Annotated in this window: 13 protein-coding genes; 5 read left to right on the forward strand and 8 right to left on the reverse strand. The window is 60.6% G+C overall.

What is annotated here, in order from left to right:
• Nucleotides 1-67: 67 nt before the first annotated feature.
• Both ACM42_RS06915 and ACM42_RS06920 read right to left on the reverse strand, forming a co-directional pair.
• Nucleotides 68-613, reverse strand: a complete 546-nt coding sequence (locus ACM42_RS06915; RefSeq protein ID WP_271527184.1) for an AAA family ATPase — start codon at nt 611-613, stop codon at nt 68-70.
• Between the two features lie 440 nt (nt 614-1053).
• The gene (locus ACM42_RS06920) at nt 1054-1851 is read right to left on the reverse strand and encodes a helix-turn-helix transcriptional regulator (RefSeq protein WP_271527185.1); all 798 of its coding nucleotides are present in this window, start codon (nt 1849-1851) and stop codon (nt 1054-1056) included.
• Between the two features lie 181 nt (nt 1852-2032).
• On the opposite strand from ACM42_RS06920, the gene ACM42_RS06925 reads away from it, so the two are divergent.
• The 3 genes from ACM42_RS06925 to ACM42_RS06935 all read left to right on the forward strand — a co-directional run bounded on the left by ACM42_RS06925 (nt 2033) and on the right by ACM42_RS06935 (nt 4325).
• Nucleotides 2033-2488: a hypothetical protein gene (locus tag ACM42_RS06925; RefSeq protein ID WP_271527186.1), complete on the forward strand. Its 456-nt coding sequence runs from the start codon at nt 2033-2035 to the stop codon at nt 2486-2488.
• A 228-nt stretch (nt 2489-2716) separates the two neighbouring features.
• Nucleotides 2717-3175, forward strand: a complete 459-nt coding sequence (locus ACM42_RS06930; RefSeq protein WP_333921505.1) for a DUF6647 family protein — start codon at nt 2717-2719, stop codon at nt 3173-3175.
• Between the two features lie 337 nt (nt 3176-3512).
• Nucleotides 3513-4325, forward strand: coding sequence for a nickel-binding protein (locus ACM42_RS06935; RefSeq protein WP_271527188.1), 813 nt, complete (start codon nt 3513-3515; stop codon nt 4323-4325).
• Between the two features lie 1240 nt (nt 4326-5565).
• On the opposite strand, the gene ACM42_RS06940 is transcribed toward ACM42_RS06935, so the two are convergent.
• On the reverse strand, nt 5566-8142 hold the full coding sequence (locus ACM42_RS06940) for an autotransporter family protein (protein ID WP_271527189.1): 2577 nt from the start codon (nt 8140-8142) through the stop codon (nt 5566-5568).
• Between the two features lie 1639 nt (nt 8143-9781).
• Between ACM42_RS06940 and ACM42_RS06950 the strand changes: the two genes are divergently transcribed.
• A complete protein-coding gene (locus ACM42_RS06950; RefSeq protein WP_271527191.1) occupies nt 9782-10081 on the forward strand; it encodes a hypothetical protein in 300 nt (99 codons plus the stop codon).
• 197 nt (nt 10082-10278) lie between these two features.
• The gene (locus ACM42_RS06955) at nt 10279-10878 is read left to right on the forward strand and encodes a hypothetical protein (RefSeq protein WP_370116234.1); all 600 of its coding nucleotides are present in this window, start codon (nt 10279-10281) and stop codon (nt 10876-10878) included.
• A gap of 220 nt (nt 10879-11098) precedes the next feature.
• On the opposite strand, the gene ACM42_RS06960 is transcribed toward ACM42_RS06955, so the two are convergent.
• The 5 genes from ACM42_RS06960 to ACM42_RS06980 all read right to left on the reverse strand — a co-directional run bounded on the left by ACM42_RS06960 (nt 11099) and on the right by ACM42_RS06980 (nt 15489).
• The gene (locus ACM42_RS06960; RefSeq protein ID WP_271527192.1) at nt 11099-12022 is read right to left on the reverse strand and encodes an acetamidase/formamidase family protein; all 924 of its coding nucleotides are present in this window, start codon (nt 12020-12022) and stop codon (nt 11099-11101) included.
• 42 nt (nt 12023-12064) lie between these two features.
• Nucleotides 12065-12892, reverse strand: a complete 828-nt coding sequence (locus ACM42_RS06965) for an ABC transporter permease (protein ID WP_370116238.1) — start codon at nt 12890-12892, stop codon at nt 12065-12067.
• Between the two features lie 20 nt (nt 12893-12912).
• Nucleotides 12913-13740 carry an ABC transporter ATP-binding protein gene (locus tag ACM42_RS06970; protein ID WP_370116240.1) on the reverse strand — a complete coding sequence of 276 codons (828 nt, stop codon included), beginning with the start codon at nt 13738-13740 and terminating at the stop codon, nt 12913-12915.
• The gene (locus ACM42_RS06975; RefSeq protein ID WP_271527194.1) at nt 13737-14783 is read right to left on the reverse strand and encodes an ABC transporter substrate-binding protein; all 1047 of its coding nucleotides are present in this window, start codon (nt 14781-14783) and stop codon (nt 13737-13739) included. Before ACM42_RS06975 ends, ACM42_RS06970 begins: the two co-directional genes overlap by 4 nt.
• Before the next feature lie 337 nt (nt 14784-15120).
• Nucleotides 15121-15489 carry a transposase gene (locus tag ACM42_RS06980; RefSeq protein ID WP_271527195.1) on the reverse strand — a complete coding sequence of 123 codons (369 nt, stop codon included), beginning with the start codon at nt 15487-15489 and terminating at the stop codon, nt 15121-15123.
• Between the last annotated feature and the right edge of the window lie 129 nt (nt 15490-15618).

Raw genomic sequence — 15618 nt, forward strand, 5'->3', positions numbered from 1 at the left:
TGAATTCTTCGCATTTTGACCCGAAGCCGACGTTCGCGGCCGGCAGGGCTTAGCTTGAACCCGCACCTCAGGTCTCCCGCCTAGACTCTACCAGGATCAGGCTTGAAATAGCCTCGGCACTCTCGGACGGCGTCAGATTGCTTACATCGAGGGTCAGTGCGGGTTGGGGCATGGATGCCATGCAGGCGTCGAACTGCGGTCTAAGCGTGCGCAGTACCGTTAGATTCCGCATTTTTCCAAATGCAGCGCGCCCCTCCTCGACCAAGCGTCGCTCTTGCTCTGCCTGCGCCAAGTGCAGTGCTACGAAGATGACCTGGCCTCCGTTCCGTTCTATCAATCCTCGTACCCGCCCCGGAAAATCTCGGGCCACGGTCGGTTCGGGGGCGAATGTGAATATCAGGGATCGATTCTGCTTCGCGGCCTCCTCGAACACCGCTATCCAGAACTGTTCGCGCAAGCGCGAAAAAGCCTCCGTGCCGAACGGAAACACCGCGCCAACCGCGTCGACGACGAGGTGATTGTGAAACAGCGCTATCCCCGTCCGCGCCGCAAGCTGGCGCGCGATAGTGAGTTTCCCTGAAGCGACTTGCCCGTAGATAAAAATGAGCTGCATTCGACCACAATATCACATGGAGTCCCCGGCTTCTCTTCGAAATGGCTAAGTCCAGACGGCGCTGCAGCTGTGATGTCGGCCATTGGCCAGCGAAGTGGCAGCACGCCTCATCGAGGTCCGTTCGATGGGGCATACCGGACCGAATCTACTCACCTTGAGTTCTTCGCGTTTTGACCCGAAGCGGCCTTGCCCCTCCCTCTCTAGGCTGACTTCGTGTTTCGGCGCAGGTCGGTTTTGGGAGGCGATTGGATTCAGTCGAGTAGAAGGTCAACCATGGTCTCACGAAGCGGTCGTGTTGACTGTTGAGTCCGCTTCTGGGCCCATCCACGAAGTCGCGGAGCGTTTCGTTGAGGTCCGCTCAGTATGGCAAGACAGACCAGATATGCTCAGGTTAAGTTCTTCGCAATTTTGACCCATGGCTGACGTTCGGGCTCGCTGCGCTATCGCAGCTTGCCGAGCCAGAGCGCGGCGAGCGCCGCGCGGTTGCGCACGCCGAACTTGGCGTAGATCGACTTGACGTGGAAGTGCGTGGTGTTCGGACTTTGGCCAAGCTTCTGCGCAATCTCCTTTTCCGCCTGCCCGTCGAGCAGCGAGAGCAATACCCTGCGCTCGGCGGGTGTCAGGGCCGCGTTGGCTATGAGCAGACCGTGACTGAGCAGCTGTTGACGGTGAAACCATCTCAACCCCCGCATCGTGAAGCCCAGAAGCTGGCCGTCCTGCGCCGAGAAGCGGGGTGCCTGCGCATCGCGAAATACGAACAGGCGGATTCGCACGTCCTCATTGAGCGCAATGCGCACTGAAATGCTGTCGGCGAATCCGACATCCAGATAGTGACGACGATAATGCTCGCCCTCGAACCATTCCGGCGGCAGCGTTTCGAACAGCAGGCGAACGCGGAACGGCTCATCTCCCGACGTGGACAGAATCTGAGACAGGTCGACGTTGCCGGACCAGAGCGTATCGTACTGCTTCTGCACGGATGCCGCCACGGCCGGTATCGGGTCCAGCACCCGGACAAGGCGCGGACGCCAGCCAAGCAAGGGATCGGTCCGCTTGCGCGAAGGCAATCGCACGACCGCCCCCCACAGCACATTGCGTGCCGACAACATGGTCCGCAGTGTGGACAGCAGGTGCGTCAGCGCGGCGTCACCGTCGGCGACCGAGAAGTCGGCCAGCTGATCCCAGAGTGCATAGACTTCTTGGTTTTGCGGATCGACAGGACCCGTGGAGAGATGCATGTCATTCCCGAAGCATGTGCAGGCCGCCGACCGCGCGCGTATCCATAAAGCACAACGAACCACCTTTCCAGGTAGTTCTCAGACGCATCAATCGGCGCGATAGTCGGCACGGTTGTCGGGAAGCGGGTTCTCCCACCGTAATGACATTGGGAGGCCCGCCGGAGAGCGAACCGAGAACCGAATGGCTTCCCGGCTCTTTCACCATCCCGTCATGCGCCGTTCCGCTGCAAAGCGAGCATCGAGCGGTGAATTTCCAAGCGCTTTCTTTTCAGAAACGTCATCGCGGACCACACCGCCCCAGGAGGTTTTCCTGCAAACTTACATGATTGAGTGCGTCAACGCCGACCATCCGATTGCGCGACTGCCTTTGACCTGGTGGGAGCGCGCCTGCTTCCGGTCAAAGCTACGCGCGGATATCAGGGACAGATCCGACTTTCTACGCGATATCGGCGTCGACATGTTTGAAGCGCATGCTGAGGCGTGTCGCTTTTTCTGGCAACCGATCACGCTGAAGCGCCCGCCGATCCTGGATTGCGCCCCTGCAACTGCCGCCGCCGCGCGGCCAGCCGTCGATGCCAATGGTTCCAGATATCGCGCTGACAACGCTCCACGTCATCAACCGACCCTGGCGTCCTGATCATGAAAAACACTTCGCAGCCTTCGTCCGCACTGCCGACTCTCGCGTCGTTTCCAATCGAGAATGCAAGGCGACGCTTCCTTGCTTCCATCGAGTCGGCGCTGCGAAGCTCGCGACGCCTTCAGGCGGATCGGATCCTGCGTCAGTACGAACATCTGATCGCGCATCCCGAGCAATCCGCTGCGGGGCCAACCTAGTCAGAACTCCGAAATTCGAACAATCCTTGTCATCGCAGGCCGCGCTGCGGTCTTACAGGAAGCCGTTTCCTTGGATAGCCTGATCGCAATCTACATCGCATGGATCGTTGCCAAGACCGGCTTGTCGGCTCCTGATCATCCGCGGATCCACTTCGTGACACCGGCGGAAATGGCAATGCGACATGGCTCGCCGGAAAATAGCGGGCTGGAGTTGCAGGCGCTCTACAATCGCGACGAGGGGGCAATTTACCTGCCTCAGGGCTGGCGACCCGATGATCTGCGACAGAAAAGCACTCTGGTGCATGAAGTGGTGCACCACGTGCAGAGGGCAAACAACATCGTCCTTCCCTGTATTGCTGCCTACGAACGCCAGGCATACGAATTGCAGATTGAATGGCTGCGGGAAGAAGGAGTGACAAATCCGTACGAGCTCATCAAGACCAATGAGCTAGGCATCTACATGGCTAGCGCATGCCGTGACGGATCATAGGCGCCGCATAGGCAAAGGGACCTCATCACTTCGCCTCGTAGTCCGATGCTATCGGCTATCCAGCTGGCTTGTTAAGGGTATCTAGTCCGCTACTGGCTTCTTGGCGACCGCTGATGCCCGTTTGCAGTTACGGTCGACAAGTGGCCCGTCAGCGAGGTGGCAGCACGCCTCATCGAGATCCGTTCAATGGGGCATACCGGACCGAATCTACTCACGTTGAGTTCTTCGCGTTTTGACCCGGAGCTGACATCAGGACGCAGGGATTGGCTCTTTCGGGAACTTCAAGCTTGGTGCAGACTTCAGGCCATATTTCGAAGAATTGGATAGGGTGCTGCCGATGCCAATTTTCCTTGATCGACACGATCTCTCGGGGCTGACCGCCGCCGATATCGCCGAGGCGCATCGCAAAGATCTGGAAGTGCAAGATCGATACGGCGTTCGTTTTCTAACGTACTGGTTTGATGAATCGCGCGGTACGGGCTTCTGTCTCATTGACGCACCGGATATCCGAACGGCGATGAGGGTTCATGACGAAGCTCACGGCGACGTAGCGAAAGATGTCATCGAAGTGGACCTCTCGGCGGTCCAGGCGTTTCTGGGAAGGGTGTCCGACCCGGACCCTAGCGGCGCGGCAGACGATGTCAAATTCGATTCGGCGCTGCGAGCAATCATGTTCACCGACATCGTTGGCTCTACCAGCATGACGGAGCGTCTTGGCGATGCCCGTTCAGTGGAGATGGTTCGGGCTCATGACGCGCTGGTGCGCCGGGCCTTGAAGGACGAGGGCGGGCATGTGGTGAAGCACACCGGCGATGGTATCATGGCATCCTTTGCCGACGCCTCTGCCTCCGTGCAATGCGCCCGCGCCATCCAGCGCGCATTTGAAGCCTTCAATCTGGCGAGCAAGGAGAAGCTTCAGGTGCGAATTGGCATCGATGTCGGCGAGCCGATTGCTGACAGCAACGACCTGTTCGGTGCGACCGTTCAACTGGCCGCTCGTTTGTGTCAGTTGGCCGACCCCGATGCCATTCTCGTGTCAAAGGCTGTACAGGATTGCATCCGAGATCGCGTGCAAGTGTCAAGCTTGGGTGCCCACCATCTCAAAGGCTTTCAGCAGCCCATTGATGCATACGGAATCGAATGGCGTTAACTGTCGCGACTACTGGCGACGTCTGCGTTTGGCCCGTTGCCGACCTGCGCTCGAAGAACCGAAACGTCTCCCTACAGGAGATGAGCCGACCAAGGTGAAGCAGCCGCCAAGGGCAGCTTTTGACCCTTAACGGATTCAAGGACCACACTCCCGCTCGCCCGAGCCTGTTTGGAGGAAGTCGAATTGGAGACCGCGGGCCACAGCGCGCCTTAGCCCCTGATCTATCCCGCGATCCTGTTTGGTCTCAGCTGCGCTGAGTTCGACGTGCTCGCGCGTGACCGAAGGCGATATCGGCTAGCGGCGCCCTGATCGCTTGAGTTCTGCGACCTTAAACCTGTTGCCAGCGGCCAGGCTGCTGCACAACCAGTGGGCCTTGTTTCGGTTTTCGCCCAGGAACGTCTTTGTTTCGACGCAACCCAGGTAGGGTTTGTGGGTGATGGTGTCTCGGCAGGTTGGCGAGAAAGGTCCGTATTCTATGTTGCCGCCCGACTCGCTACATCCGATCCAGGGTTCCTTGCCATTCGGAAAACTCGATGCACAGCCACCGTTGCAGCTGCTGGCGACTTTCTCCAGGCTGGCAATCCTCCCCATCACAGAACCTGGCGCATATGCAGGCGCGCGCGCGGTTGACGTTCGAGTTGTTGACGCGGTCCGACGCGGCGCCGTTGTGTTTGTTCCCCGCTCCGAGACGTGCGGCTTTGCCACCTGTTTCGGCGCGTCGACCGTGATGGGAGGAAGCGTGGCGGCGGAGCCGGTTGGGATTTGCGATGCTGCCGGGGCGCACAGCAAGACAGTCGACAAGGCAGCGACGGTTGAAGGTACGACAAGGCTTGATGATAATCTCATGACCATGTCCTTCCAAGTCCGGGTCGGAAATGCCGTGCCGGTAAGTGCACCGTAGCATACATACTGGACTGCGCAACCTTTGGTTGGGAGCATATAACCTGTCGATAACTGTGGCGTTGGTCATGGCCCTTCGCTGACATTCGGGTGGGTCTGGGTCTGGAGTCCGATAATGGCCCGTGGCTGGCCCTTCGCTCAGAAGACTGAGCGGTCAGCTTTCGGAAGGCGCGCCGAACAGTGCAATTCGGCCTGGGCAAGGCAGCCTTTGACCCAGTGCAGAAATCAACATCGCTTGAAAGTGTCGCACCTGCGTGCTCGCTACGGAGAAGTTGGCACGTCTTGCTGTCTGAGCGGCGCCGCTCTTGTCGCCGGCGCGCCTCCGCTGCGAGCGCGCTATTTACCAGATGAGGCGGAAGCCGCCAGTGCCCTTGTAGTTGCGGTTGTCCGACCCGTCGTTGAGGCTCGCATTGTAGGAAACCTCACCGAAGACAGCGTAGCGCCCGTTGGCCCAGCTGTAGGTGCCGCCGCCGCCGATGCTGGCCCACAGCCGATCCTGCGCATTGGCAAAGCCGGTGCCCGCGACATCGACCTTGGTGCCGTTGAGGAATTCGTAGCGCAGATTTGCGATGCCGTAGATGTCGGATCGCACGATGCCCGTGCCGTCATTCCAGGTCTTCTGATGGTCGAGCGCAAGACCGGCGCGGCCAAGCAGGCTGTCGCCATCGCGCAACGACACCGGCGCACCGAACCGGTCGGCAAAATCGCCGAAAGCGACCTTCGCATAGGAAAGCTGCGCCTGCGGCGTCAGCGACCAGCCGTTGCCGAAGCCGATGCGCTTGCCGGTTTCGGCGCTGAAAGCGTATCCGACGCCTTCATTGCCGTGGGTCATGCTGCCAACCAGCACGGAAGACAGATCGCTGCGGTAGAACATCGACTGCGCCTGACCGTCGACATAGAAGCCGTTGTCGCCATACCAGGTCAGCGTGGCGCCGACGCCGGTTCCCTCGACGCGGATACGGCCATTGCCGTAGAACGAGGCGACATCGGCGGTCGTCAGGCCATATTGCGCGGTGAGGCCGACGATCAGCCGCCCTCGCTCGTTCTCCAGTGCTAGACCATCGAGGCCCGTCTGCACCTTCAACTGGTCGGCCTTGGTGGTCGAGCCCGTGGTGTTGGACGGCTGCAGATCCGAATGCCCGCCCTCGATGCGGCCCCAGAACGCCGTGGGCGTCGGCGACGCCACACCTGGCACCGGTGGCACCACACCCGCGCGCGCCATCGCATCGCTGCCACCCCAATAGCGATTGCCGGCACGCTGCTGCAGCGTCGGCAGATCGTTCATGCCGAGCAGCACCTGCGCGTAGTTCTCGTAGAGCGGAACGCCCGGCTGATAGAGCGGACCGGAGGGTGCCGAGACCGGCGGATTGATCAGGCTCGAGCGCAGATACCAGTCGCCGTCACCGGGACTGGCGATGCCGTTCTTCTGCAACGTGTAGGCATAGGCGCCGCCGACCACCGCCTGCTCGCCGTGAAACACGTAATTGCCGAGAAGCGAGAAGCTGCCGTTGGACGCGCCGACGACGTCGACCACCTTGATGCCCTCGACGGTCTGCGCACCGGAGCCGCCGACATTGGTGACGCGCAGCAACGATGTGCCCGACGTGCTTCCCTGCACCCGCAACAGGTCAGTCGGAGAACTGTCGCCGCCGAGCCGGGTGTTGAGCTGCACGGTGCCGCCGTTGCCCACGTAATTGCCGGTCACGGTGAGCATCGTTCCGGGCGCGCCGCCGAGGGCAACAACGCCGGCATTGCCAAGCGAGGCGACCGTTTGGTTGAAGCCGGCGAGGTCGAGCATGCCGCCGGAGGCGACCGTAAAGGCCGAGGCCGCGCTGAGCGTGTTTGCGGCCCCGGCGCGGAGGGTTCCCGCGTTTACATTGGTCGCACCGTTGTAGGTATTGCCGCCCGCCAGCGTCTGGGTGCCGCCAGTGAGCGTCAGCCCGCCCGTGCCACCGATCACGCCGGCGAACACATCGTTCGCGTTGGTGATCGTCAGATTCTTCACGCCGAGCGCGACAGTCCCGGTTCCTGCGAGGCTTTGAATGTTGGTGCCGGCAGCAGTGATGCCCGAGATGTTGAAAGTTCCGTTTGCGACGACCCGGCTTGACGCGGCTATCGAGCCATTAGAAGCAAGGGCAAGCGTGCCGGACGTGATCACCGTAGCACCGGCATAGGTATTGGATGCGCGCAGATTGAAGGTGCCCGCGCCAGTCTTGGTCAATCCGCCCACGCCGGAAAAGCCGTTGTTCGCGCTCACAGTGAAGGCCTGGGTGTCGACGGTCAGGCCGCCCGCGGCGATATTGAGATTTCCCGTCGAAAATCCGGAGATGAAGCCGACGCTGTTTATCCGGGCGCGCAGGATGGCATTGTCGAAATTGATCTGGCCAGTTCCTCCCGTACCGGGGCGAGACAGGGTGGTCGTCTCGAGCGTGCTGCCACCGCCGATATTGAGCGTGCCCGTGCCGCTGGCGAAGCTTCCGAGGAGAACCCCTGCTTGGGCGACGACCCTGGCGCCGTTCTGAATGTTGAGTGTCCCATTGCCACTGGCGCCGATTTCGATCTGAGTGCCGGTTGTCGTCCATTGTGATCCGGCCCCGCTGACGGTGACGGTGCCGTTGCTTCCGCCTGCGACTCCAATCGCAATTGTCGCGGCGCTGCTCGTCAGCGTGCTGCCGTTCTGAATTGTCAGGTTGCCGAATGATCCGGTCGTATTGCCGACGGTCAGTTGACCTGTCGCGCCAGCAGCGGCACCGCCTACGCCGAGGACGGTCGGATTGGGCGATGTCGTGTTGATGTTGACGACGTTGCCCGCGATTGGCACCGCGCCACCAGACCAGTTGCTCCCGACCGTCCAATCGCTGCTCGCGGTTCCCGTCCATGTCTGTGCCGAGACCGAAGCGCCGGTCAGGGCCGTCAACACGAACGCCGGGACAGTTGTCAGGATTAAGTGAAGCAGGCGCGTCCGGATGTTGCTGAATGGAGACGGCCGAACCCGGTTCGGACTGCTCTGGGACACGTCATTTCGTTGTCGTCGGATCGTCGCGGGCCGGATGCATTCGCGCATTCGCTATTCCAGTCGGCTTCACACCATTCGAGGATGCGGATTTCTTTTGCGATCCAGAAAAGACAACCACAACGTTAGGCGAAGAGAAACAAACAGACAAGAATCGAAACGTGACCCTTCAAGAAAGGACCCGGAGTGTGCCCTTTGCGCAACCAAAGACGCTTAACGAGATCTTTCGAGACCATGTCTCCGACCCAACGTTGACATCGTCGCTGTCGAGAGGCGGCGTTACGACGGCCGGTGACAGTGGCAAGAAGATCCAGGGTCGCAGCCACTTTCCGCGCTGCCGTTCGCTAACACTGAACCTCGATCACCCTTTGGGGGCAGCCCTTTGTTCATACTGTCGACCAGGAAACTGACGGCCAGTCGAATGCGTAGTAGGATCGGAAGTGCTGAACCCTGCGGATTAGGACCCGTAAGCACGAGGTGTGTCATGAAGCGTCGTCGTTTCAAGCAAGCCCACCCCCTCGAAACACGGCTAGCCGAGGAAGCCAAAAGTCTACGTGAGCAAGCCGAGACATTGCCGCCGGGACCAAAACGAGACGCCTTGTTACGGAAGGCCCAGCAGGACGAAATCGGTGCTCACATGACAGAGTGGCTGACATCTCCCGGCTTGAGATTGCCGACTTAGGAACGAATGCAAGGCCTCTCCTGTTGTTTCAGATCACCGACAGTTGCACCGGGCGCCGGTGGCAGAGAGACGAGTTTGCGCTCCCGCCTTTCACGGAATGGGAGCGTTTCAGTGCGAAAAATGCGCTCAGCTGAATGAGAAGATAGTGCACTGCAAAGCACTCTCGACGCATACCACCCACCAACTCGCCCTGGACGGAATTGCCATCTTGATTGGGCAGTACGAGGCCCAGAAGCGCGAGCTGCATCCCAACCAGGGGCCGCCCACGGTCGATTTGCGGAGGGAGCGCAATGACCGCCGAGCGAGTATTCCAGATCGCTATTGTTGGCTGTTCGTTTTCTCTACCCTCTTGATTTCAATGCTGCTCTTGACGCCGTGATGAATCAAAGAGCGCCTCGGCCAAGCAGCGGTTCGCCCCCTTGAGGTTCGCCTCACGGGGTCTAGCGGACCGGAATTGCTCGCGTTGAGCTTTTCCTAATGTGTCCCCCAACGGACCTTCCGATGTCTGCTTTGCGGATGCCAGGGGCTTCAAAATTAGGACAGTTACTCTGGCGAACCAGGCACCGGGCTCAAAGAGACCCACCTCCGAGTCAGTGGGGAGAACGGAGGGCACAAGGTAACAATGCCCGACGTACCTTGAATGCGTTCGCCGCGGGGAATCAGGACAGCGATACAATGTCGCTGATGATTGAACCTTGGTTTCCGCATCGCAGACATAGCAGCAGCCGAAGACTCCAGGAGCAGCTGGTCTGGAGTTGGCGCGTCATGTGAAGCGGTTCATATCAGGGCCGCCGGTGGTTCGATTACTCTGATTGCGGAAGTCGCGGCGCAAAATCTCTTTGTCTGCTTGAGGAGATTGCAGTGACGAAGACAATTCTGATGGCCGCCATCAGGGCGGCAATCGTACTGCTGGCATGGTCCATCGCGGCGCACGCGCATGATCGGAGCCGCCCCGAACTTAATAGCTGGTTCGAGAGCCCAGAAAGTGGCAGCCTGCACGATTGGACGCTCGGCGAGGCGCTGCGGATCGAGATCCGTTGCTTCATCCCCCGGGGCCATGATGTGACCGACATCGCGTTTTCAACCGAAGCCTGCCCTACGGTTGGTGGTCGTTGTTGGCCGAAGCCGTTCTGGCGGAACGATACTGACGCAGTTTTCTGATCGTCGATAAGCGCGCGCCTTGCACAAGAGAGGCTGCCATGGGCTTAGTTTTTCATCAGAAAGTTGATTGCCGCGTACGACATGATCGTTCGACAAGGGGGCATCGCAGCCGCCGTCTTGTCTGCGCGATGCTCTGCGCGGTGTGCATATTCCAACTCCCGAGTGAAGCTCGGGCGCAATGCACTGCACGAGATGTCTTGCAGAACCATTTGACGCTCAAGAAAGCTCCTTCGACTGGCGTGCCGCAGGTGCCGGTCAGATCCGCCACCGATGTCCCAACGTGGAAAACGGTTGCGCTGGGGACTTTTGCAGACTCGTTCGCTCTCCGTAGCGCGCTGGACAAGAAAGGCTGCGGCGTCGGAGGGCTCGCTGCGGAAATTCTCGCTCGACCGGCCTTTGTCGTTGGTTCTACGAAAACAGACGTGGAGCTCGTCGCTGTATCGGCGGTCGAACTCGGCTTCAGAACCGATGTTGTAACTCTGGCTGCGATCTATGAGCGCGCCCAGCTATTCGGTTTTGAACTTGCGGCTGCGGAGGTCGGTCCACAACTGAGGCTTCAGTATCTGGACCAACCCATGGGTGAATTTCTCATCATCGGAATGGAGCCAATCAAGACGTGGAGCGGCGAGCCAGTCATTCTAAATGTAGCCAATGGCGGGGCCGGACTTATCCTCATTGGTCAAGATGGCCGACCTGACGCAGAAATAGCAGCAATCTCCCGCATTGTATTCGTACGGTCCAACAGATCCGTGCCCGCTGACGAACTTGCGAAGGCGGCAGCACTCCCGCCGCCCTGAACACGATGCGCCGGCAGCGCCGGATGCCTTTCAAGCCGGCCGCAGTGTGCCACCGGTGGCATATTTCCGCACTTCGGCCGGCCCTCAGCGATCGAACTCCATGTCCGCTCGCAGTCGGCATTCAAGGCAAGATTTGTTTCGGTCTTCCAGGTTGACCCTGGCAGTTGTTGGGGCCGATTCAGAACGTCAGTCACTGGTGCGCACACCGGCTGACGACCGCTCAGCCGTAGTACCGCTCGAGCACGCTTCTTTCGATCTTGCAAATGTAGGTGTACTTCGGATTGACCACCTGCGTGCAGCGGGCTTCCGCAATCTGGCCGAGCAGCATGTATCCCTCCGCAGCCGGAATCTTCCAGTCGTCCTCCATCCAGTAGACCATTTCCTCGAACGCGATGCGCATCGCGTCCTCCAGCGGGCGCGCGCATCCCAGCGTGCAGATGTGAGTGGCCGTCTCGATGCGCGGATGGTTCAGTCGGGCGGGGGCCTTCGCGAGGGAGACCTTGACCGTGAGATTGGCAGCGATCTCGATCGCACCCATTCCGTTGCATTCGCCGTCGCCCTGGATGGCATGGCAATCGCCCAGGAAAAGATGCGCGCCATCCTTGTTGACGCGGAAGAAGATGCTGTTGCCCGCGGTGATCTCCTGGACGTCCAGGTTGCCGCCATGCGGGCCGTTGTCGACGGTGAGGACCGCCCCGTGCACCGGCGCGACGCCGGCCACGCCAATCATCGGTTTGACCGGAAGGCGGAGATGCTGGTTCCAGTGCACGTGGCCTTCCTTGACTTCGACGACGCGTGTCTGGATGCCGAACTCCTTGCGCCTGACCCAATCCGGGAACATGCCGATCCCCGGCCAGAGCGCGGTAAAGCCGAGCTTGTCGAGCTGCATATCCACGACGTCGAGGCGCAACATGTCACTTGGCTTTGCTCCACGCACCTCGATCGGACCAGTGACGCCGTTCACGAAGGGCATCGTCACGTCAGCCTCGGTCAGTTGCTGTCCGAGATGGCGGATGGTGCCGTCATTGGCGTTGATGGCGCATTCGACCACGAACGTTTCACCGGGTTCCACGCTGGCGATGAACTTGTCGTCGCCGGATAGCGCGTATTTGATGTTGCCGACCTTGCTGATGCGCTTGGACATGGTCTCTCCGTGAGCCTTTCCGTATGTGATGATGGCTTGAAGTCAGGCCTGCCGCCGCCACGGGATCAGCAGCCGTTCGATCTTGCCGACGAGATACGTCAGGACGAGCGCCAGCACGATCGTCACGACGAGCGCCGCGAAGACCTTGGGAATGATGTAAAGCGACCCGGCCTTGAAGATCGCGTGTCCCAACCCTTCCGACGACGACATGAACTCGCCGACGATTGCGCCGATCAGCGCGAAGCCGACCGTGAGCTTCAGTCCCGCGAAGATGTCGGTGAGCGATGCCGGAACCACGAGCTTCCGGAAGATCTGAAACTTCGAGGCGCCCAGCGTTCGCATGAGGTTGATCTGGTCGCCATCGACGCCGATCGCTCCCTTGTAGGACGTCACCAGCGCGACGATCACCACCGACAGGGTCGACATTGCGACCTTCGAGATCAGTCCGGTGCCGAACCAGATGATCACGATGGGTGCGAGCGCGATGATGGGGATCGATCCGAGCGCGATGACGAACGGCTGGACGACGCGGGAGACGAATCGCGAATACCAGAGCGAGAGGCCGATCAAGGTGCCGACCAGATTGCCCAGGAAGAACCCGAGCAATGTCTCCATGCCTGTGATTGCCGCATCGCGCCACAGGCTCCCGTCCTTCGCCATCTGCACCAGAAAGCCGGCGATCGCCGACGGAGATCCGAACATGAAAGCCGCAGGGCTGCCCTTCGGCGTTACGTACTCCCAGAATGCGAGCAGAGCGGCCAGGACGAGCACTTGAGTCGCCAGCACCGCGATGCCGTCGCGCAGTCTCTTCCACCTTGCGCGGGCCAACTGCGCGGAAGCGCTTCCGATGGGCTTCGACGCATCAGCCATGCTGGTCTCGATACCTGTCGTCATTGGATCGCGACGTCGAGATCGGCCCAGATGCGCCGAACATATTGGCTGAAGTCCGGTCGCTCGCGCAGCGAGATCACGTCGGATCGGCCAACACCGAACTCGATGTGGTAGGTCGCCTTCACCCGGGTCGGCCGCCGCGTCAGCACGACGACGCGATCCGCCAGCGAAACCGCTTCCTCGACATCATGGGTGATGAGCAGCATCGAGCGGCCGCCCTTTCGCACCAGGTCCACCATGTCGTTCTCGATCAACAGCTTGGTCTGGAAGTCGAGTGCGGCGAATGGCTCATCGAGCAGCAGCACGTCCGGGTCGTTGACAAGGGTCCGGGCCAGCGCCACGCGCTGCCGCATGCCGCCAGACAGCGTCGAGGGGTAATGATCTGCGAACCCGTGCAGTCCAAGCTGATCGAGCATGGCCCGGCTGCGGTCTTCCGCTTCAGCGGCGGCCACGCCGCGAATCTCCAGGCCGAGCATGGTGTTGCCGAGCGCAGTCCGCCACGGCAGCAGCAGGTCCTTTTGCAGCATGTAACCGACGTTCTGCGGCTGACCGGACACTTGCCGGCCATGCCAACGGATGCGGCCAGCATCAGGTGCCAGCAGACCGCACAGCGTATTGAGCAGCGTGGTCTTGCCGCAGCCGGACGGTCCGACGATGCTGACGATCTCTCCCTTGCGCAGGGTGAGACTGAGGTCGGCGATGACGGGCACGATCCGACCATCGAGGTCGTAGCCTTTGGCGACGTGCTCGACCATCAGCGGGAGGGCAGCGCCGTTGACGGCCTCGCCCTCGCCATGCCTCGTGTCTTTGGCGGCCTCAACAATCATTTCAGGCTGGCAATCGCCTTTTCGGCAAAGGAATTATCGATGATCTGCTCGAACGGGATCGATCCCTTGGCGTTGCCGAGGTAGATCTGCATGTCCATCAGGTTCTTCCACTGGTCCGGCTTGGTGATGACGGACTGCGCCGGAATGAGGTATTTGAGCTCGGCGTCGATCGCCTTGTCGACGACCTCCCCGGGTAGATCGGGGAATTCCTTCCGTGCGACCTCTTTGGCAAAGGCGGGATCGGCGTAGGTCTTGCGCGACGCTTCCTCGAAGGAGGTTACGAGCGCCTGCACCATCTCGGGATCCTTCTGGATGGTCGAGGGCAGCACCATGATTCCGGTGTTGCAGAACGGCCCGACATAGTTCGAAAAGTCGAACACGACTTTTGCGCCCTGCGCCTCGGCGGCGGCGACGCTCGGCTGATACGCGACCGCCATGTCCGCCTGCCCCGCCAGCATCGCCGCGATCTCGGTGCCGGGATTGACCGGGACGATCGTCGCGTCCGCGCCCAGTTTCAGGCCGGCTTTTTCCAGCATCCGCTTCGTGACGCTGAAATTGGTGTTGGGCTCCGGCGAGGTGACGATCTTGAGACCCTTGAACTCCTTCGGATCGGTGATCGGCTTGAGCGTCTTGGAGACGCCGAAATAGTGCGCGCGCTGCACGACCGTCCCCACGACGACGCCGGAGCCGCCGTTCTCGCGCGAGATCTGCGCCATCGTCGCATCGCCGATCGCGAAATCTGCGGAACCGCCAAGCACGGCCGCGAAGGTCTGGGTGTCACCGCCGGCGGCGCTCACCTTCATGTCGAGACCGTTCTTCTTGAAGATGCCGGCATGCATGCCGACGTAGAGATTGATGTAACCCAGATTGTGCACGGCCTCGCTGAAGCGAACGGTCTTGAGCGTGGCCGCGGACGCGACGCGGGATCCGAGCAGCGGTGTGGCGCCGACACCGGCAGCGAGCGCGGATGAGGCGGCAAGGAAACTGCGGCGGCTGAGCACACGACCACTCGGCGTGGCCGGAGGACGAGCATTTTCGGTCATGGCACGAATTTCTCCAGAACTGCTGACAGGCAGCCCCAAAGACTAGGTGTCGACCTCCGCTCATCAAGCCGAAATAAGCGACGCATTTTGCGCGCGATTTAAACCGCCATTAGAATATGTCGCGCGATTGACACAGAGAGGAAGCGGCTGACCTGGCAATGCTGTTTTATTGCCCGTTGCGCAATCGCGCTGCCGAAATCAACATCCGACTGTCGTCGATTTCGTCATTTTTGACATTATCGCTGCACAAAGATTTTGCAGAAGGCAGCACGGGAACTCGTCAAGCACCGCTTCGCCTGCAAGCTGTCGTGTACGCTGGGCCGCGCTGTCGTGCGCGTTACGGATTGACACGCACCGAGGAGAAGCGGCCAGTCAGCGCGCCGCCGCACTTCTCGGCCGCAATCCGGCTGGCGCGGGTGCCTTCTCGCGGCGCGACTGCGGTCACGCCCTGTCTCTTTTCGGTGTCCGTGTTGCGCAGCAATTCGAACAGATTGCTCACGAGCCCGCGCAAACGCAGATTCTCCGATTTCAACTCGTTCATCTGTTGAACCGCGTGGACGTCGAGCCCGCCGAGGCTACGACGCCAGCGGTAGAACGTGCGCTCGGTAATGCCGGCGGCCTTGCATATTTCTGCAATCGGCACCCCGGAACTCGCCTCGGCGAGGAGATGAATGATCTCATTCTTGGTAAACCGGGATCGCCTCATCGATCTCTCCATCGGCCCGCCATTTGCACGGCGCTTAACCGCCGTGCGCCGCGCTGGGCCTGAGGTCAAGTATAGCCGAAGGATCGCCGCCGCCTAGAACATCCAAGGGCGATTTTGCCGGTCGCACCG

This window comes from Bradyrhizobium sp. CCBAU 25338 (assembly GCF_028128965.1).
Classification (GTDB): Bacteria; Pseudomonadota; Alphaproteobacteria; order Rhizobiales; family Xanthobacteraceae; genus Bradyrhizobium; species Bradyrhizobium liaoningense.